Source organism: Rhodococcus sp. Ni2, from assembly GCF_021352185.1.
GTDB classification, from domain to species: domain Bacteria; phylum Actinomycetota; class Actinomycetes; order Mycobacteriales; family Mycobacteriaceae; genus Rhodococcus_F; species Rhodococcus_F qingshengii.
Genome location: NZ_WOXZ01000002.1, coordinates 1408739 through 1432772 on the forward strand (window position 1 = coordinate 1408739; position 24034 = coordinate 1432772).

Annotated in this window: 9 protein-coding genes; 2 read left to right on the forward strand and 7 right to left on the reverse strand. The window is 59.8% G+C overall.

Going from position 1 to position 24034, the window contains the following annotated elements; translation table 11 throughout:
- The first annotated feature begins 59 nt into the window (after window positions 1-59).
- The gene (locus GN300_RS20115; protein ID WP_233405672.1) at window positions 60-15722 is read left to right on the forward strand and encodes a non-ribosomal peptide synthetase; all 15663 of its coding nucleotides are present in this window, start codon (window positions 60-62) and stop codon (window positions 15720-15722) included.
- A 156-nt stretch (window positions 15723-15878) separates the two neighbouring features.
- Here GN300_RS20115 and GN300_RS20120 read toward each other — a convergent pair whose 3' ends face one another.
- The 5 genes from GN300_RS20120 to GN300_RS20140 all read right to left on the reverse strand — a co-directional run bounded on the left by GN300_RS20120 (window position 15879) and on the right by GN300_RS20140 (window position 20765).
- Complete coding sequence (locus tag GN300_RS20120) at window positions 15879-16742, reverse strand: triacylglycerol lipase (protein ID WP_052027895.1); 864 nt, start codon at window positions 16740-16742, stop codon at window positions 15879-15881.
- A gap of 129 nt (window positions 16743-16871) precedes the next feature.
- Window positions 16872-17885, reverse strand: coding sequence for an alpha/beta hydrolase family protein (locus GN300_RS20125; RefSeq protein WP_007728545.1), 1014 nt, complete (start codon window positions 17883-17885; stop codon window positions 16872-16874).
- Window positions 17886-18079: 194 nt separating this feature from the next.
- Window positions 18080-18937: an ABC transporter permease gene (locus tag GN300_RS20130; RefSeq protein WP_007728547.1), complete on the reverse strand. Its 858-nt coding sequence runs from the start codon at window positions 18935-18937 to the stop codon at window positions 18080-18082.
- The gene (locus GN300_RS20135) at window positions 18934-19797 is read right to left on the reverse strand and encodes an ABC transporter permease (RefSeq protein ID WP_007728549.1); all 864 of its coding nucleotides are present in this window, start codon (window positions 19795-19797) and stop codon (window positions 18934-18936) included. The genes GN300_RS20130 and GN300_RS20135 overlap by 4 nt, the downstream gene beginning before the upstream one ends.
- On the reverse strand, window positions 19794-20765 hold the full coding sequence (locus GN300_RS20140) for a daunorubicin resistance protein DrrA family ABC transporter ATP-binding protein (protein ID WP_020969036.1): 972 nt from the start codon (window positions 20763-20765) through the stop codon (window positions 19794-19796). The genes GN300_RS20135 and GN300_RS20140 overlap by 4 nt, the downstream gene beginning before the upstream one ends.
- Before the next feature lie 404 nt (window positions 20766-21169).
- On the opposite strand from GN300_RS20140, the gene GN300_RS20145 reads away from it, so the two are divergent.
- Entirely contained in the window at window positions 21170-22027 is an 858-nt protein-coding gene (locus GN300_RS20145) for a glycosyltransferase family 2 protein (RefSeq protein ID WP_083057623.1), read from the forward strand.
- A 120-nt stretch (window positions 22028-22147) separates the two neighbouring features.
- Here the strand turns inward: GN300_RS20145 and GN300_RS20150 are convergent, their stop codons facing one another.
- Both GN300_RS20150 and GN300_RS20155 read right to left on the reverse strand, forming a co-directional pair.
- Window positions 22148-23125, reverse strand: a complete 978-nt coding sequence (locus tag GN300_RS20150) for a diiron oxygenase (protein ID WP_063316708.1) — start codon at window positions 23123-23125, stop codon at window positions 22148-22150.
- A 6-nt stretch (window positions 23126-23131) separates the two neighbouring features.
- A complete protein-coding gene (locus GN300_RS20155) occupies window positions 23132-24031 on the reverse strand; it encodes a prephenate dehydrogenase dimerization domain-containing protein (RefSeq protein ID WP_063316707.1) in 900 nt (299 codons plus the stop codon).
- Between the last annotated feature and the right edge of the window lie 3 nt (window positions 24032-24034).

Consider the following 24034-nt stretch of genomic DNA (forward strand, 5'->3'; position numbering starts at 1 on the left):
AGCAGAACGCTGTGCTCGACCGGGGCGCACTTCACGAAAGTCAGTTGGAGGAAGTGTAGATGTCCGTCGGTATTCCGGGACCGCAGTCGCTGACGATCGAAGATCTGCCGAAGTTGGTGGCTGCAGTTGCGGCGGTAGATCCTGATCGTGTGGCTCTGAGCCACGGTGGAACCGAAATCAGCTACGGACGACTCAATGACGAGATGGTCACTCTCGACACCGCGATGGGTGGGGCATTGGGGGCGGATGCCCTGGTTCCTGTTGTCGTTTCCACGGTGCTGCCAGAGCTGATCGGCAGCGAGGCCGACGGTCTCGGCGCGGTGGTCGACCGTCTCATCACCGACGGCACTTCGATCGTGGAGGTCGCGTCGGAGTCCGATGCACACGTGACCCTCGCAGGACTCTTCGACGAGCAGGTCGAGCGGACGCCGGATGCGCTCGCGCTGGATTACGCCGGAACGCAGCTCACTTACGCGCAGTTCGACGCGCGGGCGAACCGTCTGGCCCGTGAACTCGTCGCGGCAGGTGTCGGACCGGACAGCCTCGTCGGTCTCGCGATGCGTCGATCGATCGATCTCCTCGTCTCGATGTACGCGATCGTCAAGGCCGGCGGCGCGTACGTTCCACTCGACCCGGATCATCCTGCCGACCGTCTCGCTTACGTACTCGAGATCGCGAAGCCCACGGCTGTGCTCACACGAACGTCCGATGCCGTGGTGCTGCCGCACGGTACGCCCACGCTCGACGTCGACACCCTCGACTTGTCGGGTCGTGCCGAGACAACTGTCACCGACGCCGACCGGTTGGCGCCGCTGCGCGCGGACAACACTGCGTATGTCATCTTCACGTCCGGATCGACCGGACGCCCCAAAGGCGTTGCAGTCTCTCACCGTGCCATCGTCGCGAACCTGCAATGGCGTCAGACCGAGTACGGATTCACTGCCGACGACGTGATCTTGCAGAAGACACCCTTCACTTTCGATGTGTCCGTGTGGGAGTTCTTCTGGCCGCTGCAGGTCGGTGCATCGCTGGTGATCGCGGAACCCGACGGACATCGTGATCCGGTGTACGTGGCTCGCACGATGATCGAGCGCGGAGTGACGGCGGTGCACTTCGTGCCGTCGATGCTCGCCGTGTTCGTCGCCGAACCCCTTGTTGCGCAGGTCAAAACCCTTCGCTACGTGTTCGCTTCCGGTGAGGCGTTGCCGGCTCGAACGGCGGCACGTCTGCGCGAGGTCAGCAGCGCTGGACTCCACAACCTGTACGGCCCGACCGAAGCCGCCGTCGACGTGACTTATTACGAAACCGGCGAGCAGGATCAGGTGTCGGTGCCGATCGGTGCAGCAGTTGCGGACACCGAGCTCCTGGTGCTCGACGATGCGCTGCGGCCCTCGCCGTCGGGTGTAGCAGGAGAGCTCTATCTTGCCGGGATTCAGCTGGCCAGGGGATACGTGTCGCGTCCCGATCTCACGGCAGACCGCTTCGTGGCGCGGCCCGGCGCTACTGACGGATCCCGGATGTACCGAACCGGAGACCTGGTGCGCTGGCGCGGTGCCGGAGCGAACCGTCAGCTCGAATACATCGGTCGCACCGACTTTCAGGTCAAGCTCCGCGGTCTGCGCATCGAGCTCGGTGAGATCGAGGCGGCACTGCTCGATTGCGAAGGTGTTTCCCAAGCCGTGGTGATCGTCCATTCGGACGAAACGATCGGTGACAACTTGGTGGCCTACATCGTCGCCGAGGGTATCGATTCTGAGAATCTGACGTCGTCGCTTGGCGAACGGCTACCCGACTACATGATCCCTGCCATGTTCGTCGAACTGGACGAGTTTCCGCTCAACGCCAGCGGCAAACTGGATCGAAAGGCTTTGCCCACACCCGAATTCGCGTCGAAGACGGTTGAGTATCGCGAGCCCGCGACACCCACCGAAGCCGGTGTGGTCGCGATCTTTGCCGATCTGCTCGGGCAGGATCGGGTAGGGGCAGATGACGGCTTCTTCGAACTGGGCGGCAACTCGTTGCTCGCCACTCGCGTGGTTGCGCGGATCAATGCCGAACACGGCATCGCCATCGACATGCGCAACTTCTTCGACGCACCCACCGCCGCAGAACTTGCCGTCTTCATCGACGAAGCGAAAATCTCAGAAGACCGCAAGGCTCACGTTCCCCTGATCCCTCGCGAGCGCCCCGAGTTGGTTCCGCTGTCTTTGGCACAGCAGCGCATGTGGTTCCTCAATCGATTCGAACCAGAATCGGCAGTCGACCATATTCCGGTCGCGCTGCGGCTCAGCGGAGCGCTCGATGTCGATGCGTTGCAAGGCGCACTCGAGGATTTGATCGAGCGGCACGAGATCCTTCGGACTGTGTACCCGGAGGTCGACGGCGTCGGATATCAGCGCCTGGTCGACATTGCAGCCGTGGTACCGAACCTGACTCCCATACGGGTGGACGAGTCGGCGATCGTCGAGCGCGTGACCGACTTCGTGACTCCGGGATTCGACGTGACCACCGAGGTTCCGATTCGGGCGGCACTCTTCCAATTCGCCGCCGACGAATTCGTCCTCGTGTTCGTCGTCCATCACATCAGCGGTGACGGGTTCTCCATGGGACCGTTGACCAAGGACATCGTTTCGTCTTATGTGTCTCGGACACAGGGAATTTCGCACGATCTTGCTCCGCTGCCCGTACAGTTCGCCGACTTTGCACTGTGGCAGCGCGAGGTTCTCGGCAGTGAGGACGACCCGGATTCTCTGATCACTCGCCAGGTCGACTACTGGCGCCACGCATTGGCCGGTATCCCCGATCAGCTCGATCTTCCGTCGGACCGCCCGCGCCCGCGCGTCGCGTCGAACCGGGGAGCCGGGCACACATTCACGATCGAGCCGGATCTCCACCAGGCTCTCAATCGAATTGCGCTCGACAACAACGCATCTCTGTTCATGGTGTTGCACAGTGCCGTGGCGATTCTGCTGGCGCGGTTGTCGGGGACTTCGGACATTGCGATCGGCACTCCGGTCGCCGGTCGAGGCGATCAAGCTCTCGATGACCTCATCGGGATGTTCGTCAATACGCTCGTGCTCCGCACAGATGTTGACGTCAACATGTCTTTCATCGACTTGATCGCCCGGGTTCGAGATATCGATCTCGATGGATTCGGTAACTCGGACGTTCCGTTCGAGCGGTTGGTGGAGGTGCTCAATCCCTCGCGATCGCAGTCGAGGAATCCGCTGTTTCAGGTGATGCTCTCTATGCAGAATCTTGGGCAGAGCACGCAAAGCAGCCTCGAGGTACCGGGATTGATCATCTCTGGGCTCGATGTCGATTCGGCGACAGCCAAATTCGACTTGCAGTTCACGATCTGGGAGTCCGACGCGACTGCTGCGTCAGGGGGCCTGAGCGTGGCACTCGTTTATGCGACGGATTTGTTTGACGAGGCATCGGTGAAATCTTTCGCCGGTCGGTTGACTGTGATTCTTGAAGCGATTGCAGCGGATGCCACGGTGGTGGTCGGTGATATCGATTTGCTCGATGCTGCCGAGCGTTCGGACGTTTTGGATTCTTGGATGGTTCCTGGTGTCGAGGTCGAGCCCGGCACGACGTTGGTTTCGATGTTCGACGCGAGGGTTGTGGGTGAGGCTTCGTCGACTGCCGTGGTGTTCGAGGGTCGCCGGTTGTCGTTCGGCGAGCTGGATGAGGCGGCAAATCGGTTGGCGCGCAAGCTGATCGAGTCGGGTGTTGGTCCGGAGTCGTTGGTGGCGGTTATCTTGCCGCGGTCGGTCGAGTTGGTTGTCACGTTGTTGGCTGTTGTGAAGGCCGGTGGTGGCTATCTTCCGATTGATCCGACGTATCCGGCAGAGCGAATCGCTTATACGTTGGGGGACGCGCGTCCTGTGTGCGTCGTCGCTGCAGGTGATGTCGTCGATGTCGAGGTGCCAGTTCTTGACGTGATGGCGTTGGACTTGGCGAATTACGACGGTTCGCCGGTGTCGGACGGTGATCGTCGTTCTGCGTTGCGTGCCGACGATATTGCCTACGTGATCTATACGTCCGGTTCGACTGGGAAGCCGAAGGGTGTGGCGGTCAGTCATCGGAATGTGGTGGAGTTGTTTGCGAATGCTCAGCCGCGGTTCGGTTTCGATGGTTCGGACGTGTGGACGTTGTTCCACAGTTACGCGTTTGATTTCTCGGTGTGGGAGTTGTGGGGCCCGCTGTTGTACGGCGGCACTGTTGTGGTGGTGGATTACCTGACTTCTCGCTCGCCGGAGCAGTTCCGTGAGTTGGTTGTGCGGGAGCGAGTGACAGTGCTCAATCAGACTCCTTCGGCGTTCTATCAGTTCGCCGAGGCGGATCGGATGGCTGGCGATTCGGCCGGTTCGTTGTCGTTGCGTCATGTGATCTTCGGCGGTGAGGCGCTGGATTTGTCTCAATTGGTGCGTTGGTATGACCGTCATGACGATAGTTCGCCGCGATTGGTGAACATGTACGGGATCACCGAGACCACTGTGCATGTGTCGTTCTCGGCACTCGATTCGGTGATGGTTCGTGAGGCGAGTGGTTCGGTGATCGGCCGTGGCCTTGGTGGATTGTCGGTGTTCGTACTCGACGATCGACTTAGTCCTGTGCCGGTGGGTGTTCGAGGCGAAATGTATGTCGCTGGTGGTCAGCTTTCGCGTGGGTATGTGGGCCAGCCCGGGTTGACTGCTGGTCGTTTTGTTGCGAACCCGTTCGGCCGCAGCGGTTCCGGTGATCAGATGTACCGGACAGGTGATATTGCGCGGTGGAGTGTCGACGGGGTGCTCGAGTACGCGGGCCGAAGTGATTCGCAGATTCAGTTGCGTGGGTTCCGGATTGAACTCGGCGAGGTCGAGGCTGCGTTGTTGCGTGTGCCTGGGGTGGCTGGCGCTGTGGCGGTTGTGCGCTCGGATGTTGCGCTCGGTGATCGTCTTGTGGGGTATGTGGTCCCCGAGGCTGGCATGGATCTTGCTGCTTCCGTTGTGTCGACGAGGGTGAGCGAGTTCCTGACCGGGTACATGGTTCCGGATGCTGTGGTGGTGCTCGAGGAGCTTCCGCTGACGGTGAACGGTAAGTTGGATCGGAAGGCGTTGCCGGAGCCAGTATTCGAGGTGCGGGAGTATCGAACACCCGCAACTGATACGGAGTTGGCGGTAGCGGGCGTCTTTGCCGACGTTCTGGGGGTCGAGCGTGTCGGGTTGGATGATGATTTCTTTGCTTTGGGTGGTAATTCGCTCGTAGCCACACGATTGGTCGCCAGGCTCGGGCGAGCGCTCGATACGACGATCCCCGTGAGGGTCCTGTTCGAAAATTCGAATGTAGAGTCGCTGGCGGCGGCGATCTCGTCACACGTCAGTTCCGGGAACATTCCGGCACTAGTCGCAGGACCTCGCCCCACGACGATTCCGTTGTCACTTGCTCAGCAGCGCATGTGGTTCCTGAGCCGCTTCGACCCCGAATCGGCCGTCAACAATATTCCGATTGCGCTGCGTTTGAGTGGCCAGTTGAATCTGTCGGCACTGCAGTTGGCCGTATCGGATGTGGTGGATCGGCACGAATCGCTACGGACGATCTACCCCGAGGCGGGTGGGCAAGGTCAGCAGGTGATTCTGCCTGCCTCAGAGGTATCTTTTGATCTCACCCCAGTCACTCTGGGCGGAACTCGGATCGAAGAGGCACTGCTGACGCTCGCTCTGGCAGGGTTCGATGTGACAATGTCGGTACCGTTCCGTGTGCAGTTGTTCGAGGTGGGGGCGGACGCATTTGTTCTCGCCTTCGTTATGCATCACATCGCAGCGGACGGGTTCTCGATGCGTCCGTTGACTCGGGATGTCATGGTTGCTTACGCCGCTCGGGTTTCGAATGGCGTTACGAATTGGACTCCGCTCGAGGTGCAGTACGCCGATTATGCACTCTGGCAGCGGGAGGTCCTCGGCGACGAGGACGACCCGAATTCGTTGATCTCGGCTCAGCTGGACCACTGGCGCTCCGTCCTCCGCGACTCTCCGGAAGTGCTTGCGTTACCAGCTGACCGATCCCGCCCGGTCGTCGCCTCGAATCGTGGCGCTACGTACCGCTTCTCCGTCAGTGAAGAGCTTCGGTCGAGCTTGGACTCACTTGCACGCGAGCGGAACGCGTCGCTGTTCATGGTGATGCATTCGGCCCTCGCCGTGCTTCTCGCAAGGTTGTCCGGTACCAGTGACATCGTGATCGGTACCCCGGTTGCAGGGCGAGGCGAAAAGGCGCTCGACGATGTGATCGGTATGTTCGTGAATACACTGGTCCTGCGGACTCCTGTTGACCTCGCCAGTTCGTTCAGTGCGCTCGTCTCGGCAACGCGGAGGACAGACCTTCAGGCGCTCGGCAACGGCGATGTTCCGTTCGAGCGGTTGGTCGAGGTGCTCGATCCCACCCGATCGCAGGCACATCACCCGCTGTTCCAGGTCGCGCTGTTCTTCCAGAACATGTCGCAGGATGCGTTGGAGCTTTCAGGTTTGGAGGTGTCGGGTCTCGAGTTCGACGCGGGTATCGCGAAATTCGACCTTCAACTGACCCTCGCTCCTCGCATCGAAGATACGCACGAATCTGGCATGTTCGCCGAGTTCGCATACGCCACAGACCTATTCGACGAGTCGACCATTCGTGGATTTGCCGATCGGTTCACCAGGATCCTCGAGCAGGTGGTCGTGGATCCGTCGATCACCGTGGGTGACATCGAACTGTTGGAGGAGGCCGAGCGCGAGTCGCTGTTGATTGCGCGCAACTCCACCGCGCATGACGTTGAGAACAGCGAGACGTTGGCTTCGCTGTTCGACACCCGCGTTGCGTTGGCACCCGATGCTGTTGCCGTGGTGTTCGACGGCCAGTCGCTGACCTATGGCGAGTTGTCGGAACGTGTGAACAAGTTGGCACGCAAGCTGATCGACAACGGGGTCGGGCCCGAATCGTTGGTGGCCTTGGCGATGCGTCGATCGCTCGATCTCGTAGTGGGTATGTACGCGGTGATCGCCGCGGGCGGAGCCTACGTGCCCTTGGATCCTGATCACCCGGCCGAGCGGATCGGGCACATCCTCACGACGGCCGATCCGGTCTGTGTGCTGTCGACGACGCGGGATGCTTTCGTAGCGCCGAACGGCGCCGACGTGCTGTTGATCGACGGTGTCGATCTTTCGAGCTACTCGGCTTCAGTCGTTTCCGATGCTGATCGTCGCGGTCGTCTGCATGATGTGAATGCCGCCTACGTGATCTTCACCTCGGGTTCCACGGGCAAGCCCAAAGGCGTTGCGGTGTCGCATCACGCCATCGTGAACCAGGTCCTGTGGATGCAGGATCAGTACGCCATCGGCCCAGAAGACGTCTATTTACAAAAGACTGCTACGACATTCGACGTCTCGTTGTGGGGATACTTCACTGCGCTTTTGTCCGGTACGAGAGTGGTGCTGGCATCTCACGACGGCCATCGAGATCCCGCGTATCTGGCTCGTCTGATCGAAGATCATCGGGTGACGCTGACGGACTTCGTTCCATCGATGTTGACCGTCTTCGCGACTTCGGTTCCGGAACACGCATTGGTGTCACTGAGGGACGTATTCGTGATCGGTGAGGCATTGCCGGTCGAGACGGTGCGTGCATTCGCTCAGGTGTCGTCTGCAGGCCTGCACAATGTGTACGGCCCAACCGAGGCTGCGGTCTCGATCACCTACTACGAGGTCGATGGATCGGAATCAACAGGGATTCCGATCGGGGTGCCCGAGTGGAACTCGCAGGTCTACGTGTTGGACAGTCGGTTGCAGCCGGTGCCGGTAGGCGTTGCGGGTGAGCTGTATCTGGCCGGTGATCAACTGGCGCGCGGTTACGTCGCGCGACCCGATCTCACCAGTGATCGTTTTGTCGCGAACCCATTTGTGGAGGCGAGCGACACGAACGGTGAAATCAATCCCGGTGGCAGTCGGATGTATCGCACCGGGGACCTGGTGTGGTGGAACACCGCAGGCGAACTCGAGTATGTCGGGCGTACCGATTTTCAGGTCAAATTCCGTGGTCAGAGGATCGAACTGGGTGAGATCGAGTCAGCTCTGCTGGCGCATTCGACGGTAGCTCAGTGTGTGGTCACTGTGGCATCCACCGATATGGGCGATCAGCTGGTCGCATATGTGATCGCGGTCCCGGATTCTGTGATCGACGTAGAAGTCTTGAGGAATGCGCTTCCTGAATCGCTACCTGTCTACATGATTCCGAACGCGATCATGGTCTTGGACGAGTTGCCTCTGAACTCGTCTGGGAAGTTGGATCGGAAGTTGTTGCCGGAGCCGGTGTTCGAGGTTGCGGTGTTCCGGGCCCCGGTCACGCCGGTAGAACAAATTGTCGCTTCTGTCTTCTCGGCGGTACTCGGGGTCGAGCGAGTGGGTCTGGATGACGACTTCTTCGCACTCGGCGGAAACTCTTTGATTGCTACTCGAATGGCCGCTCGGTTGGGGCAGGCGCTCGATGCACAGGTTCCGGTGCGGGTGTTGTTCGAGGCGTCGTCGGTGGAGTTGTTGGCTGCGCGGATGGAGTCGGAGATCGGTTCGGGTGCGCGGGCGGCGTTGACTGCTCGGGTGCGTCCGGAGCGGGTGCCGTTGTCGTTGGCGCAGCAGCGGATGTGGTTCTTGAACCGTTTCGATACGTTGTCGTCGGCGAACAATATTCCGGTGGCGATTCGGTTGTCGGGGTTGTTGGATGTGGCGGCGTTGGACGCTGCGGTGTCGGATGTTGTTGTGCGGCATGAGATTTTGCGGACGGTGTATCCGGAGGTCGACGGTGTCGGGTTCCAGGAGGTGTTGTCTGCGGATCGGGTGCGGTTGGATTTGTCGCCGGTGGTGGTGTCGGAGTCCGATGTCGTTGGTGCGGTGACGGAGTTCTTGTCGACCGGTTTCGATGTGGCGGTGGAGGTTCCGGTTCGGGCGCGGTTGTTCGCGGTGTCGGAGTCGGAGTTCGTGTTGGCGATGGTGGTTCATCACATCAGTGGTGATGGTGTGTCGATGGGGCCGTTGACGCGTGATGTGATGGTGGCGTACGAGGCTCGTTCTCGGGGTGAGGTGCCGGGGTGGGCGCCGTTGGCGGTGCAGTATGCGGATTACGCGTTGTGGCAGCGGGAGACTTTGGGGTCGGAAGATGATGCGGGGTCGTTGATTTCGCGTCAGATCGGTTTCTGGGAGTCGGCGTTGTCGGGGTTGCCGGATCAGTTGGATTTGCCGGCTGATCGTCCGCGGCCGGCGGTGGCGTCCAATCGTGGCGCCAAACACGCTTTCGTTATCGACGCGCCAGAGCATCATTCTTTGAAAAAAATTGCCCGTGAGTCGAATTCGTCCTTGTTCATGGTGGTGCATGCGGCGTTGGCGGTGTTGTTGGCGCGGTTGTCGGGGACGTCCGATATTGCGATCGGTACTCCGGTGGCGGGTCGTGGTGAGCAGGTTCTCGATGATTTGATCGGGATGTTCGTCAATACGTTGGTGTTGCGGACCGAGGTGGATTCTTCGGAGTCGTTCTCGGGGTTGTTGGGTCGGGTTCGTGAGGGCGATCTGGGTGCGTTTGCGCACGTAGATCTGCCGTTCGAGCGGTTGGTGGAGGTGCTCAATCCGGCGCGGTCGCAGGCGCGTAATCCGTTGTTCCAGGTGATGCTGTCGTTCCAGAACATGGAGCAGTCGGTGCTTCGACTTGGCGATCTGACAGTTGCGGGAATCGACGCCAACACGGTGGCGGCCAAGTTCGATCTGCAGCTGACCATGGTCGAGCAGTTTGACGAGGCGGGTGCCCCGGCGGGGATGGCGGCGCAGTTCACGTACGCGACGGATTTGTTCGACGAGTCGACGGTGGCAGGCTTTGCCGGCAGGTTCGGGCGCATCCTTGCTGAGATCACTGTTGATCCGTCAGTTCGGTTGGGTGATATCGACGTACTTACCGCTGCTGAGCGCAGCAACCTTCTCAGCTGGTCCGCTGGTGGGCGCACAGCGTTGGCAGGCGCGTCCTTGACTGCGATGTTCGAAGAACAGGTTGGGCGGACGCCTGATTCTCTTGCCGTCGAGTGCGATGGCGAGGCGCTGACCTATGGGCAGCTCGACGCCTACGCAAACGTGGTGGCCGAGCGATTGACGGCGGCCGGCGTCGGTCCGGATGACGTCGTCGCGTTGATCGTGCCGAGGTCGGTCGAGTGGGTCGTAGGTATGTTGGCGGCGTGGAAGGCGGGTGCTGCGTACGGGCCGATCGATCCGTCGTACCCACAGGATCGGATCGAAGCGATAATCGCCGACACCGGCGCCCGATGCGCGGTGAGTACGACGACTCTCGATCTGGCGGTGGACGTGATCGTCCTCGACAACATCATGCGCGATTCGCCGATGGTGGAGAGGCCGACGGATCGATGGCGTGAACTCGGTGCGGGGGACCGCTTGGGGTATGTCATTTCGACATCCGGTTCGACGGGTCGTCCGAAGCCGACGTTGGTGCCGATGGCCGGCATCGAGAACACGGTGGCCTGGTACCGCAGCGAGTTGCCCGAAACTGGTGGTCTATTGATCGCGTCGTCACCGAGTTTCGACTTGACGCAGAAGAACGTCTGGGCAGCGTTGAGCAGCGGTCGGAGCGTAGTGCTTGCCCCAGACGGTTTCGATCCGGATGCGATCGTTGCTCGCGTCGGGCACGGTGACGTTGCAGTGGCGAACATGTCGCCGAGCGCGTTCGAAGCCGTGGTGGATTCCGACGAGGATTCTGCTTTGAGCGTTCTCGATGTTGTGTTCCTTGGAGGCGAGTCGATCCGGCTTAATCGTCTTGGCAGTTTGTTGTCAGGCGGAGTACGCGTGGTGAACAGCTACGGCCCGACGGAAGCGTCGGACGTGGTCTCGTTCCACGCGGTGACTGCGCATGACACCGTCAGCGTTCCGATCGGTGCGCCGGTGCCGAACATGGATCTGTTCGTTCTGGATCGGTCGTTGGGTATGGTGCCGCCGGGCGTGATCGGTGAGTTGTACGTCGGCGGTGTCGGTGTCGGTCGCGGATACGGAAACCGAGCGGCGTTGACGGCGGAGCGTTTCGTCGCCAACCCCTTTGTGGTTGTGGGAGAGCATGAATCAGGCGGCGGTAGTAGGTTGTATCGAACCGGCGACCTGGTCAGGTGGAACGGTCGGGGCGAGCTGGAGTACATCGGCCGGTCGGATTTCCAGGTCAAATTGCGGGGGCAGCGTATCGAACTCGGCGAGATCGAATCTGCTCTGATCTCGCACGAGGCGGTTGCAGATGCGGTGGTCGTCCTGCACAGCGATGCGACGTTCGGCGACAGCCTGGTCGGGTATGTCGTGGGAACTGCAGTAGATGCGTCGGAAGTTCTGGAGTCTGCCCGGGCCGTGCTTCCGGCGTACATGGTGCCCTCGAAGGTTCTTGTCCTCGACGAGCTTCCACTCAATGCGTCGGGCAAGTTGGATCGAAAGGCTCTCCCGTCACCGGTGTTCGAGGCAGCGGAGTTTCGGGCGCCGGTCACAGCGGTGCAGGAAATTGTCGCGTCGGTGTTCGGCGATGTGTTGGGTGTCGAGCGCGTCGGTCTGGATGACGATTTCTTTGCGCTGGGTGGTAATTCGTTGATTGCGACTCGGGTGGCGGCTCGGTTGGGGCAGGCGCTCGATGCGCAGGTTCCGGTGCGGGTGTTGTTCGAGGCGTCGTCGGTGGAGTTGTTGGCTGCGCGGGTGGAGTCGGAGATCGGTTCGGGTGCGCGGGCGGCGTTGACGGCTCGGGTGCGTCCGGAGCGGGTGCCGTTGTCGTTGGCGCAGCAGCGGATGTGGTTCTTGAACCGTTTCGATACGTTGTCGTCGGCGAACAATATTCCGGTGGCGATTCGGTTGTCGGGGTTGTTGGATGTGGCGGCTCTGCAGGCTGCTGTGTCGGATGTTGTTGCGCGGCATGAGATTTTGCGGACGGTGTATCCGGAGGTCGACGGTGTCGGGTTCCAGGAGGTGTTGTCGGCGGATCGGGTGCGGTTGGATGTGTCGCCGGTTGTGGTGTCGGAGTCCGATGTCGTTGGTGCGGTGACGGAGTTCTTGTCGGCTGGTTTCGATGTGGCGGTGGAGGTTCCGGTTCGGGCGCGGTTGTTCGCGGTGTCGGAGTCGGAGTTCGTGTTGGCGTTGGTGGTTCATCACATCAGTGGTGATGGTGTGTCGATGGGGCCGTTGACGCGTGATGTGATGGTGGCGTACGAGGCTCGTTCTCGGGGTGAGGTGCCGGGGTGGGCGCCGCTCGAGGTGCAGTATGCGGATTACGCGTTGTGGCAGCGTGAGGTGTTGGGGTCCGAGGATGATCCGTCGTCGTTGATTTCGCGTCAGGTCGGGTTCTGGGAGTCGGCGTTGGCGGGGTTGCCGGATCAGTTGGATTTGCCGGCGGATCGTCCGCGGCCTGTGGTGGCGTCCAATCGTGGGGCGGATCATTCGTTCGTGGTGGGTGCGGATGTGCATGCTGGTTTGAATGATGTTGCTCGTGAGTCGAATTCGTCGTTGTTCATGGTGGTGCATGCGGCGTTGGCGGTGGTGTTGGCGCGGTTGTCGGGGACGTCCGATATTGCGATCGGTACTCCGGTGGCGGGTCGTGGTGAGCAGGTTCTCGATGATTTGATCGGGATGTTCGTCAATACGTTGGTGTTGCGGACGGAGGTGGATTCTTCGGAGAGTTTCGTCGATCTGCTCGCAGGTGTGCGGGAGGCTGATCTTCAGGCGTTTGCGCATGCGGATGTTCCGTTCGAGCGGTTGGTGGAGGTGCTCAATCCGGCGCGGTCGCAGGCTCGGAGTCCGTTGTTCCAGGTGATGTTGGCGTTCCAGAACATGGAGCAGTCGGCGTTGCAGTTGGGTGATCTGCGGGTTGCGGGTGTCGATGCCACTGCGGTGGCGGCGAAGTTCGATCTGCAGCTGACCATGGTCGAGCAGTTTGACGAGGCGGGTGCCCCGGCGGGGATGGCGGCGCAGTTCACGTATGCGACGGATTTGTTCGACGAGTCGACGGTTGTCTCGTTTGCGGAGCGGTTCGGACGGATCCTTGGTGCCGTCGTTGCTGATCAGTCGGCCGTTTTGGGTGACATAGACATTTTGGATTCTGTTGAGCGTTCGTTGGTGCTCGCGGGGTGGAATGACACTGTTCACGAGTTGACTGTTGGTGCTTTGTTGCTCGACGGGTTTGTTGCGCAGGTGGCGGCGTCTCCGGATGCGGTGGCGGTGGTGTTCGAGGGGCAGTCTCTGTCGTATGCGGAGTTCGGGTCTCGGGTGAATCGCCTTGCGCGGTATTTGGTTTCGGTGGGTGTGGGGCCGGAGTCGTTGGTGGCGTTGGCGATGCGTCGGTCGGTTGATCTTGTTGTGGGTATGTATGCGGTGGTTGCTGCGGGTGGGGCGTATGTGCCGTTGGATCCGGATCATCCGGTCGAGCGCAATGGTCATATTCTCGGGACTGCGGCGCCGGTGTGTGTGTTGTCCACTGCTGGTGACGGTGTGGTGTTGCCGGGTGAGTTCGATGTGGTGTTGATTGACGAGTTGGATGTGTCCGGGTTCTCGGATGCGCCGGTGTTGGATGTGGATCGTGTTGCGCCGCTTCGGGGTTCGAATGCTGCGTATGTGATTTTCACGTCGGGGTCGACGGGGAAGCCGAAGGGTGTGGCGGTTTCGCATGAGGCGATCGTCAATCAGATGGCGTGGATGCAGGGTCAGTATGTTCTGACTGGGTCGGATGTGTATTTGCAGAAGACTGCGACGACGTTCGATGTGTCGTTGTGGGGGTTCTTCTTGCCGTTGGCGGTGGGTGCTCGGTTGGTGGTGGCCACGCATGACGGTCATCGGGATCCGGGGTATTTGGCGTCGGTGATCGCTGATCAGGGTGTGACGGTGACGGACTTCGTGCCGACGATGTTGTCGGTGTTCGCGGGTGCGGTGTCTGCGGAGTTGTTGGGTTCGTTGCGTGATGTGTTCGTCATCGGTGAGGCGTTGCCGGCGCAGGCGGTGCGTGATTTCGGTGTGGTGTCGGGTGCGCGGGTTCACAACTTGTATGGCCCGACCGAGGCTGCGGTGTCGATCACGTTCGCGGATGTGACGGGCGCCGTCGATGGTGGTGTGGTTTCTATTGGTGTGCCGCAGTGGAATTCGCAGGTTTTCGTGTTGGATTCGCGGTTGCGTCCGGTGCCGGTGGGTGTTGCGGGTGAGTTGTATCTTGCGGGTGATCAGTTGGCTCGTGGGTATGTTTCTCGTCCGGATTTGTCGGCGGATCGGTTCGTGGCGAATCCGTTCGGTGGGGTGGGTTCGCGGATGTATCGCACGGGGGACTTGGTGCGGTGGGGTGTGTCGGGTGAGCTCGAGTACATCGGTCGTACCGATTTTCAGGTGAAGTTCCGTGGTCAGCGGATCGAGTTGGGGGAGATCGAGTCGGCGTTGGTGGCCGATGTGTCGGTGTCTGTGTCGTCGGTGGCTGTGGTGTCGACGGTGACCGGTGATCAGTTGGTGGGGTATGTGGTGCCGGCGTCGGGTGCGGTGGTTGATACTGCGGCACTGGTGGATTCGTTGGGTGTGGTGTTGCCGTCGTATATGGTGCCGTCGCAGATCATGGTGTTGGATGCGTTTCCGCTCAATGCTTCGGGGAAGTTGGATCGGAAGTTGTTGCCGGAGCCGGTGTTCGAGGTTGCGGTGTTCCGGGCTCCGGTGACGGAGGTCGAGCGACTTGTTGCTTCTGTGTTCGAAGAATTGCTCGGTATCGATCGGGTCGGTCTCGATGACGATTTCTTCGAATTGGGCGGAAACTCCCTGATCGCCACGCAGTTGGCAGCGAAGTTGGGCCAAGCGATTTCGGCTGAGGTTCCGCTGCGCATGCTATTCACCAGCTCGACTGTGTCGGAGATGTCCGACAAGTTGGTAACCGGTATGCACGTTGGATTTGAACTGGATCTTGATGCGGCACTCGCTGTCACGTTGCCCTTGCGTGCACGCGGATCTGAGCTTCCACTGTTCTGCGTGCACCCAATGGTCGGGCTGGCCTGGCCGTACGCACCTCTCGCCGCGTTCGTCGACAGATCAGTGCCGCTCTACGGGTTGCAGACACCAGCGTTGACCGAGGAGGACTTTTTCGCGACCGCACTGACCGACTACATAGATCGATACGTGTCCGAGATCCGATCAGTGCAACAACAGGGGCCGTACAGACTTCTGGGTTGGTCGTTCGGTGGAGTTGTCGCGCATGGAATCGCGGCAAGGCTTGAAGCCCTCGGCGAGAAGGTGAGTGCCTTGGTGATCTTGGACGGCTCGCCCTTGAGCTTGGATGATGAAGCATTTGCGGCGATGGTCAGACACGAAGTTGCTGGCTTGGGCGTCGTCATTCCGGATGACGAAGACCTCGAGAACCTATCGATCGACTGTGCCAGTGATGTCCTCACTGCAGTGAATGGCGGAGCTATCGGGCTTAACGCCAGCGATATCAGGCGGTTGTTCTCCAGCATCGCGCGAACCGCGGCGCTGACACGTGAGTACGAACCGGACACGTGCACGGGGCCAGTGCTGTTCGTGGGATCCAATGAAACTGAGGCCGATGGGGTCGAACCTTGGCGTTCACTGATCGACGGTGAAATCGATGTTCGTCAGGCAAGCGTGAACCATGTTTCGATGATGACGCCAGAGGGGCTGGAGGAGATCGGCCCGATGATTGCCGCCTCGCTGAATTCCTGACACTATCTCGATGGCCGTCGATCCGCGGGCCTGGCTAGGCGTCGTGCCGTCGAGCCAGACCCACGGACGTACATGAAGATACAAAAAAGGCTGACGGCGCTGGATTTCTCCGCGCCGCCAGCCTACTTCATTCCTGCTGTTGCTTGTTTGACGTGCCTATTCGCAAGGGAGCGACCGGTACTCCGGGTCAAGCGCTGACTTGACGAGATCAAGAGTGTGAGGGTCTCTGACCAACTGTCCGTGGGACGCAGTGTTCCCGGCACAGTTATCTTGAGTCCAGACATTATGGACCACGGCGCCATCACCTGGGCTAAGGAAAGTTGCCTCGGGTGGCGTCGAGATTTCGTCGTGAGCCGAAGCGATGACGGTGTACTCGATTCCGGGTTGCGTCTCGGATTCGGCGTTGAGAGCTGTCAAGAATGGTGTGCCGCTGAGTTGTTGGACGCCAGCAGGCCCCCAAATCGCTTGGACCAGTAGATCGCCAGGGAGGCCCATCGCAGACAGCGATCGTGCATTCGCTTGAAGACCACCGAATGTAGTTCCGTGGTTGGTCGCGCCGAGACTGATGAGCGAGTGCACTTTGTTATTCGACGGATCTTCACGAGTTGCTCCGCCGTTGAACTTAAGATACTGGCGAGCAACGACGCCGCCCTGGGAATGACCGACGATGTCCACCTGTGTCGTACCGGTGTGAAATTTCACCGAGTCAACGAACATTGCAAGCTCCTCAGCGGAGCTTGCAATGTCGGTGATTCCCCAATGCACAGCATTGGGATTCAGAATTTCGCGCACACCGCCATAATTCAGCGCAAAGACGCAGTAGCCCAAATCAGCAAGCTGAGGCGCCATAACATCCCAGGTGTCGGTCATGCTCATCCCGGTCCCGTGTACGAGTACCACCGGACGGGGATGTTCGAGACTTGGCTTGCAATCCCAGTCGTTGGCGCCGGCAGGGGAAGGACCCATGCTGGACAATCCGGGCGTGGGTTCCGCCGGGTCTGCTGATGCAGCTGTTGGCATTCCGGCCAGCACCACACAGGCCGCCAATGACGCCAGCGTGACCAGAGTGAATCGCTTCAATTCTTTCCTCGCGTGCTGAACACCTTGTTGCTAGCTTTGCTTCTTGCTCCGAGAATCTGCGTGTCGCGATCAGACCCCGAGGGACTGGGCGATGAACGGCCATGACTTGTGCAGATCGTCTTGCCAGTAACCCCACGAATGCGTACCCACCGGCCGGAAGTCCACAGTTGCCGGGATATTGAGGTCGGCAAGACGTCGAGCGAGGTTTCCGGTGCAGATGCTGGTCGCGAATTCAATCGGTCCTCCTACAACAATCTGGTCGAACATCGCTGCTCGCCCATCCTGAATCCGAGGGTTCTCCGGGGTATCGTTCGGAAAACCGGGCAAGCCACTACCCGTGCTGATGTACAGGGGAGTGCCACGCAACTTTTCGGCGTTGACTACCGGGTCGTGTTCGACCCAGCCCGGACCGTCGAATGGGCCCCACATGTTCTGAATGTCGCCAACTCCGCCGATCCATTCAGTGGTCGCCCGTACGAAGGCCTGCCCCATCGGGTCACTCGTCTGTGCACAACCCGAATAGGATGCAACTGACTTGTAGAACCCGGGATATTCGATCGCAAGATTCAGAACAGAGGTCGCAGACATCGAGATAGCTGCAATCGACTGGTCACCGTTGCTGCCGAGTTCCTTGTTCAGGAGTGGAGGAAGCTCCTTGCCTAGGAAGGTGCTCCACATGTTCTTTCCGAGTACGGAATCTTCCTTCTCCCAGTCGGTGTAGTACGACATCAGACCCTTGGCCGGAATCGCAACATTGACGTTCTTATCGGCGAAGAAATCGACCACATCAGTTTGCCGGTCCCATGTTGCTGTGCCTTCTCCGCCGTCGGCACCGTTGAGAAGGTACAGAATGGGGCGCGGCTGAGAGTTGTCTGCAGGCAAAATCACCTGAATGGGGACCGACTTGTCCATTGATGCTGCGTAGACATTCACAACGATTTGACGATCGTTGACTCGCTCGACAGATTCGATGTACGAACCGTCCGTATCGTCCTGTGCTGCATCTCCCCCGCCTTGGTGCGCAATGGGTGTGGCACCGGCGATGCCCATGCTGCTGGATACAAGGACGACGCTCGCCGCCATCAGTGCACCTGCGACGGTGCGCCTCCAGGGGGACCGAAATTTTCGAGTCAAGACAACGCCTTTCGGTTGGTTCAACTGTGCTGCCGGACCTGCTCGGCAATCGTGTTTCGTGAGTCTGAACTACTTGTAATTCGGATGGTCAGCCGTAGACGTTACCGCGCGTACGGATCCACCAGGCAATACCCAGATGACTATCAATCCGAAGCGGCGCGTCGGTATCCGAGTATCGCTGGATACACGAACACCACGACCATCCCGAACGACCAGGCCAATGTCTTGAGCAGGGGCTCGGCGACGGGCCCCCCCAAGGAGAGGCCTTTCATCGCATCGATTGCCACGGACATTGGTTGCTCGGCAACAACTGGTTGCAGCCACTTCGGATAAGCCATCACTGGAACAAAACCGGAGTTGAAGAACATCAACAGCGTGCAGGAGATCGACACGATCTCTACAAGCGGGAGATTATCTGCCACTGTTGCCAGCGCCGTGACCATCATCGCGAAGCCGATGCCGAAAACGATCGGCAATACCAAGAGCGCCACCGCGGCCAGGGGACCCTGGTTGAATCGGAATCCCAACAGATAGCCGACACCAAGGATGACGATGGAGGTGACGAGAACTCGCACCGCTTCGGCGATCATGCGTCCGACCAGACCGGAGGCACGATGCGCAGGGAGAGTCCAGAACCGGCTCAAGAGTCCAGATGCTCGTTCGCCTTTGAGTCCGACTGCGCTCGCAATCGAGCCGAACATGGCGCCAACGAGGATGATCAGCGGGACCGTTCCGAAGATGCTCGATTGGCCCGTCGCTGCTGTAATCGAATTGCCCAGGACGACTCGGAACATCAACAGCATGAACGCTGGATACACAAGAGCTTGAATGGTGGTTGATGGATCGCGCAGCCACGTGACCAACAAACGTTTGGCCTGAATCCCGCTGTGCACGACCAGTGCCTTGAAAGAGCTTTCAGGGAGCGCTTTGTCCGGGTAAGGAAAGTTAAACCCCTCGGCGGGTCGGACGGCCGCCATGAAACGATCTGTCGGTTCGCTCATGACCGCCTCATACTTGCCCAGAACGCTAGTGGCGCGAAGAAGACGATCAACCCGATCGTCCACGCAACGACGGGAAACAGGACGCCCCAGGTGACTCCGCCCTGCGCAAGATCACGCATGGCGAATGAAAACTGCGATACCGGTTGATTGCGCACGAACGGCCGAATCCATTCGGGAAAGCCAGTCTCGGGCGCGAAACCGCAGGACAACATCCCCAGAATCAATTGGGGGAGCGTCAGCGCCTGACTGGTGGCTTGTGGACTTTTCGACAGTGAACCGATTGCATCACCGGCGAAGGACAGACATGTGCTGAACGCGAGGGCGATTGCACAAAACAGAACTGCCTGACCCATGCCTGCTGAGAATCGGAAACCGATCAAGTGGCCGAAGGTCAATGCCGCGGCGAGTGAGACTGTCGAACGGACGAAGCCACTCGATTGACGAGACAACAGCGGCACGGGGCCGACTACTGGCATGGTTTTCATGCGGTTGCTGAAGCCGGTGATCGATTCGGTCGAGGACATCTGAGCGGCGGAGATCGACGTGAAGGCCATGGCTTGCAGCACGATGATCGGCATCAGAAACTGGGCATAGTTGATGCCCTGAAGTTGCATGACGAACTTCAACGGAAGGTAGAAACCGATCGTGAAGATCAATGGCGCGACTACCGCGATCAGTAGTTCGTAGCGCTTCACCATCGATTTGACGGTGCGTGCAGTCAGCACCCACCACTGATTGATCGCTGATGGATGCGGTCGGCGGTGCTTTCCAACGCTTAATGCCTCGGGGACTGCAATCTTGCTGCGACTGTCCCCGCGGACAGTCACTTGATCGACCCCGAATTTTGTAGTTGTCGTCACGGTGTCTCGCTTACGTGCTGTTCACCGGTGAGTGAAAGAAAGACGTCATCGAGTGACGGGCGACGAAGCGCGATGTCTGCAAGCGGAATCCGTGCGTGGTCCAGACGACGCAGTGCTTCAGAGAGCGTTCCTGCGCCGACAGGTGCGGGGATCGCGATCCGCCCGCTCTCTTGTGCCAGATCGAATCTGAAGTCGCGGGGGACCAGATTGCCGAGTGCATGGACCGCGTGAGGCAGCTGTTTGAGATCTGCGGGCACGATCTCGCAGAAGCTTGCGCCGGTTCGAGCCTTCAATTGGTCAGCAGTCCCCTCGGCAATGACCGCGCCTTTGTCGATGACGATGATGTTGTCGCTCAGTAGATCTGCTTCTTCGAGGTACTGAGTTGTCAGGAGCACGGTGATTCCCTGCTCCTTCAGTGACTGAACCAGCGACCAGACGCTTTGCCGACTGCGCGGATCCAAGCCGGTGGTCGGCTCGTCGAGGAAAACGACCTCAGGGCGAACAACCAGGCCACACGCAATATCGATTCGTCGGCGCATACCACCGGAGTAGTTCCTGACTACTCGGGATCCTGCTTCGACGAGGTCGAATTGAGAGAGCAGGTCGGCAGCGCGCACCTTCGCGGACATTCGGTCGAGCCCCATCAACCTGCCGAACAGTTCGATGTTCTCGCGGCCGGTAAGTGAATCGTCCAGGGCGGCGAACTGCCCGGTCATCATGATGGAGCGTCGAACCTCGGGAGCGTTGCGCACTACGTCGTAGCCAGCCACCATCGCGCGTCCGCTGGTGGGGCGGATGAGCGTGGAGAGGACCTTCACCGTCGTTGTCTTGCCTGCGCCGTTGGGACCCAAGATGCCGAGCACCGTCCCACGTGGGGCGGTGAAGTTGATCCCTCGCAGCGCGTGCACGTTCTTGAAGGACTTGTGTACGTCCTCCACTAGTACCGCTGCGTCCGTGGAAAAGGGCATCAACACTCCGCTGTCTGCATTGTCGGAACGGGCACGCGCTCCCGACGGGCGCACAGATGCCTTCTGTCTTCTATCCGTGATCTCCGCTCAGATGTTACCGGAGGGTCAAACCGACACTCGGGCAATCGGACGCGTGAGAGGGGGTACGGGGCTCCTGCCAGCAACTCTCACCTTCGATTTCACCTTGTGGCAAGAATCACAAATGCTCTTTGTAACGTAAAGATCTCCTCCAATTGAACGAATGACCAAATAGATTTTTAGCGCATCTACGCAGGTGGGTATTCAGTTGCACGGACCGGAGGTCTTTGATTTGACCGGTGACGAAAGTCCTCCGATTCCTTCCGGTTGGTTCCCTGGGCCCGCTGCTCAATGTCTTGTGGAGAGATTCGCGATACCGTTGGGAAATGGCGAACGCGACGTTGTCGGTGGTTGTTCCGGCTTTTAATGAATCTGAATACATCGAAACGTGCATCGAAGCGCTCATTGCTCAAGGTGAATATGTCGACGAAATCATCGTAGTTGACAATAATTCCTCGGACAATACTTCTGAGTTGATCAAGAAGTATCAAATTAGTTGTCCCAAGCTTCGGCTTCTCTGTGAATCCCGCCCCGGGGTGGTGCATGCGAGAAACAAGGGGTTTGACGCGGCTAGTGGAGAACTTATCGGACGTATCGACGCCGATACGATCGTGGGGGAAGGCTGGGCAGTTGCGGTTCACGAATTCTTCGAGCGTCGCGACGATTTCTCGGGCGTAACCGGCCTGACTTACCTTTATGAATCTCCGATCGCCGGCCTTCAGCGCCGATGGACGAATTGGCGACTCGTTCGCGGGGCCCAGAGCGCAGTTCGGCCTGTTGTTGCAGTTCCAGGCAGTAACATGGCGATGCGTCGGTCGGCTTGGTTGGCCGTTAGGGATGCGGTCAGCGATCGAACCGACATTCACGAGGATATCGACTTATCCCTCTGCATGGCGCGTGTTCGTTGCACTTTGGGGCAGATCTCGAGCATGGCCGCAAAGGTTTCGGGTAGGCGTGGAGTTAGTTCGCCGCGAGTGTATGCGCGATATAATCGAGCATCAAAGAAAACTCTCGAGCATCATGGTGTGTCGCATTGGAAGTTAACGTTCTTGATTGCAGCGGACAGTGTCCTGCATGCAATCTTGTGGCCTCTTTATCGAATGTATGACAAGAATTCCGGGCGAATCTCTTCCCGGTTTCTGGGCCGGAGGCAGCGTGCGCGGGATCTCCCCGTCTTTTCTTGAGCATTTCGTCCGGTATTTATTTGCTCAAGCTCTTGTCTAGCTGAATAATCGGGAGTGCCCGATAATTGCGGAATATTACTGGACCGGGTTTGTTGGAGAATCAGCACTTATTGCTCAGGATTAACTGGGTAGGTATTCTTCTCCTGCGATTGATACTTCTGTCGTAACTTGCAACTTATGGAGCAAGGACGATATTCCGCTGTAATCCTGTACGAACAGTTCGTTGCTCGGTTCCAACGCGACATCATCGAGCATCTTCTGTCCGCCGGGTATGGCTTCGATCTCCATGATTGCTCGCCACGCGCCGAAGTCGGTTCCGCTGAAAGCGCGCATGGCGCCCTCGAAGCCTTCCAGTAGATAGCTGCGATCTCCACGATTCAAGGAATCCCAGACCAGTACCGCCAGTTCGCCGGCAATCGAGGCATGGCAGTACTCGTCGCGAGCGTGCAACCGAATGGTCGCGCGGTTGATCGACTGCACGCCCGGGTCGTCCGAGATCAGGTCGAGGTATGCGGTGATCGACACCTCGGCGACGGTCATGAACGCCAACTGTGTCAGCGCGATCTTGCGAGGCCCCTCGGCTGCGTCGAGGGCTTGCGCCCGCGTGCGGACCGTCAGGACGTCGGGCAATGCCTTGGCCGGCAGCCCCCAGCCCCTGCCTCGACGGGTCGCTGAACTGGCATTGAAGTGCATGAGCGTGTGATATTGCTCGTCGACCATCGCCTGATTGACCGCCACTGCAGCCCAATCTCCGAGACCGACGTTAAGTCGGTCTTCGGCGAGAGCGTCGAAGCCGGGATTGACGACGTACTTCTCGATGTCCATGACGTTCTTGTTGAACGCGATCCATGCCCAGGCTTGCAGGCGTTGCTTCTGCTCGGGGCTCAATGCCAGGTAGATCGGATGCTCCGCGAACGGGAGAAGTGCTTCGGGGTAGTCGGACAACGACGTATCGAAGAGATCGTCCAGTTCCGGCTCCGCCTTCTTCACGGTTGCCCGGCGCGCCCAATTGCTCGCAAGGCGGCGGACGATTGCACTCTCGACCGGATCGGAGGCGTCGTACTCCGGGAGGCTGGGCGGACTCACTCCAGGTCTCATCGTGCCCTACTCTCTGTGCCCTTCGGCGATCTCTCTGTGCCCTTCGGCAATGCGATCGAACAAGCTCTGGCACTCCGCGTTCAATTCGCCTGAGCGATTGTCGAGCGCTGCGTCGGCGGTTTTCATCAGCGTCGTGAAGTCGCCGAGGGTTTCGGCCGCCCTGTCCACCTGTGCGGTGGCATCGAACAGTGCTTTTCGTGTCGCACCTGCGTACGGATTGCCCGCTTGCACGTCCCAGTACACCTCCGGCTCGCCGCCGGCTACACGCGCCAGGAGCGCGAGCAAGGTCCGATGCGGGGGAGGGGCGACCGCGAGGAGTTCGTCCGCGGAAACTCGGAGTTCAGCCAGGGCAACGCCGAAAGCCAGCACCGACGCGTGTGTCAGAACCTGGGTGGCCGCAGCCAACCGGTCGTGACGATCGGCGTCCATCACCGCGACCGACGCGCCCCACGAGCGCACGATGTCGAGGAATCTGTCGGACTGCGGACCGCCGACGTACGGCACTGCGATGACGGCCCGACCGCGTGGCCCGAGCGACGGACGGAACATGGGGTTGAGTCCGAGGAACTCCCCTTCTCGGCCGGCGTCGGCGATTGCTGCGTCCATCCGCGATTTGACCGACAGCGTGTCCACAACGAGAGCGCCGGATGTCCGAAGGCTCGGTAGTGCGGCTAGAGCGACCTGTTCGGGAACCGCGAGCACGATGATGCGCGAGGACTCCACGTGCGCGAGGACTTGCTCACTGGGTTTCGTGATGTCTCCGACGACTACATCTCCGTCGGGATCGCTGCCTGCTGGGTCGACGACGGTGACGGTCGACCCCCCGGCGCGAAGCAGTTCGACGAACATGGATCCGACGGCACCCAGCCCGCCGACAACCGTCGCTGTGCCTGATGCCGCCGTCATGGC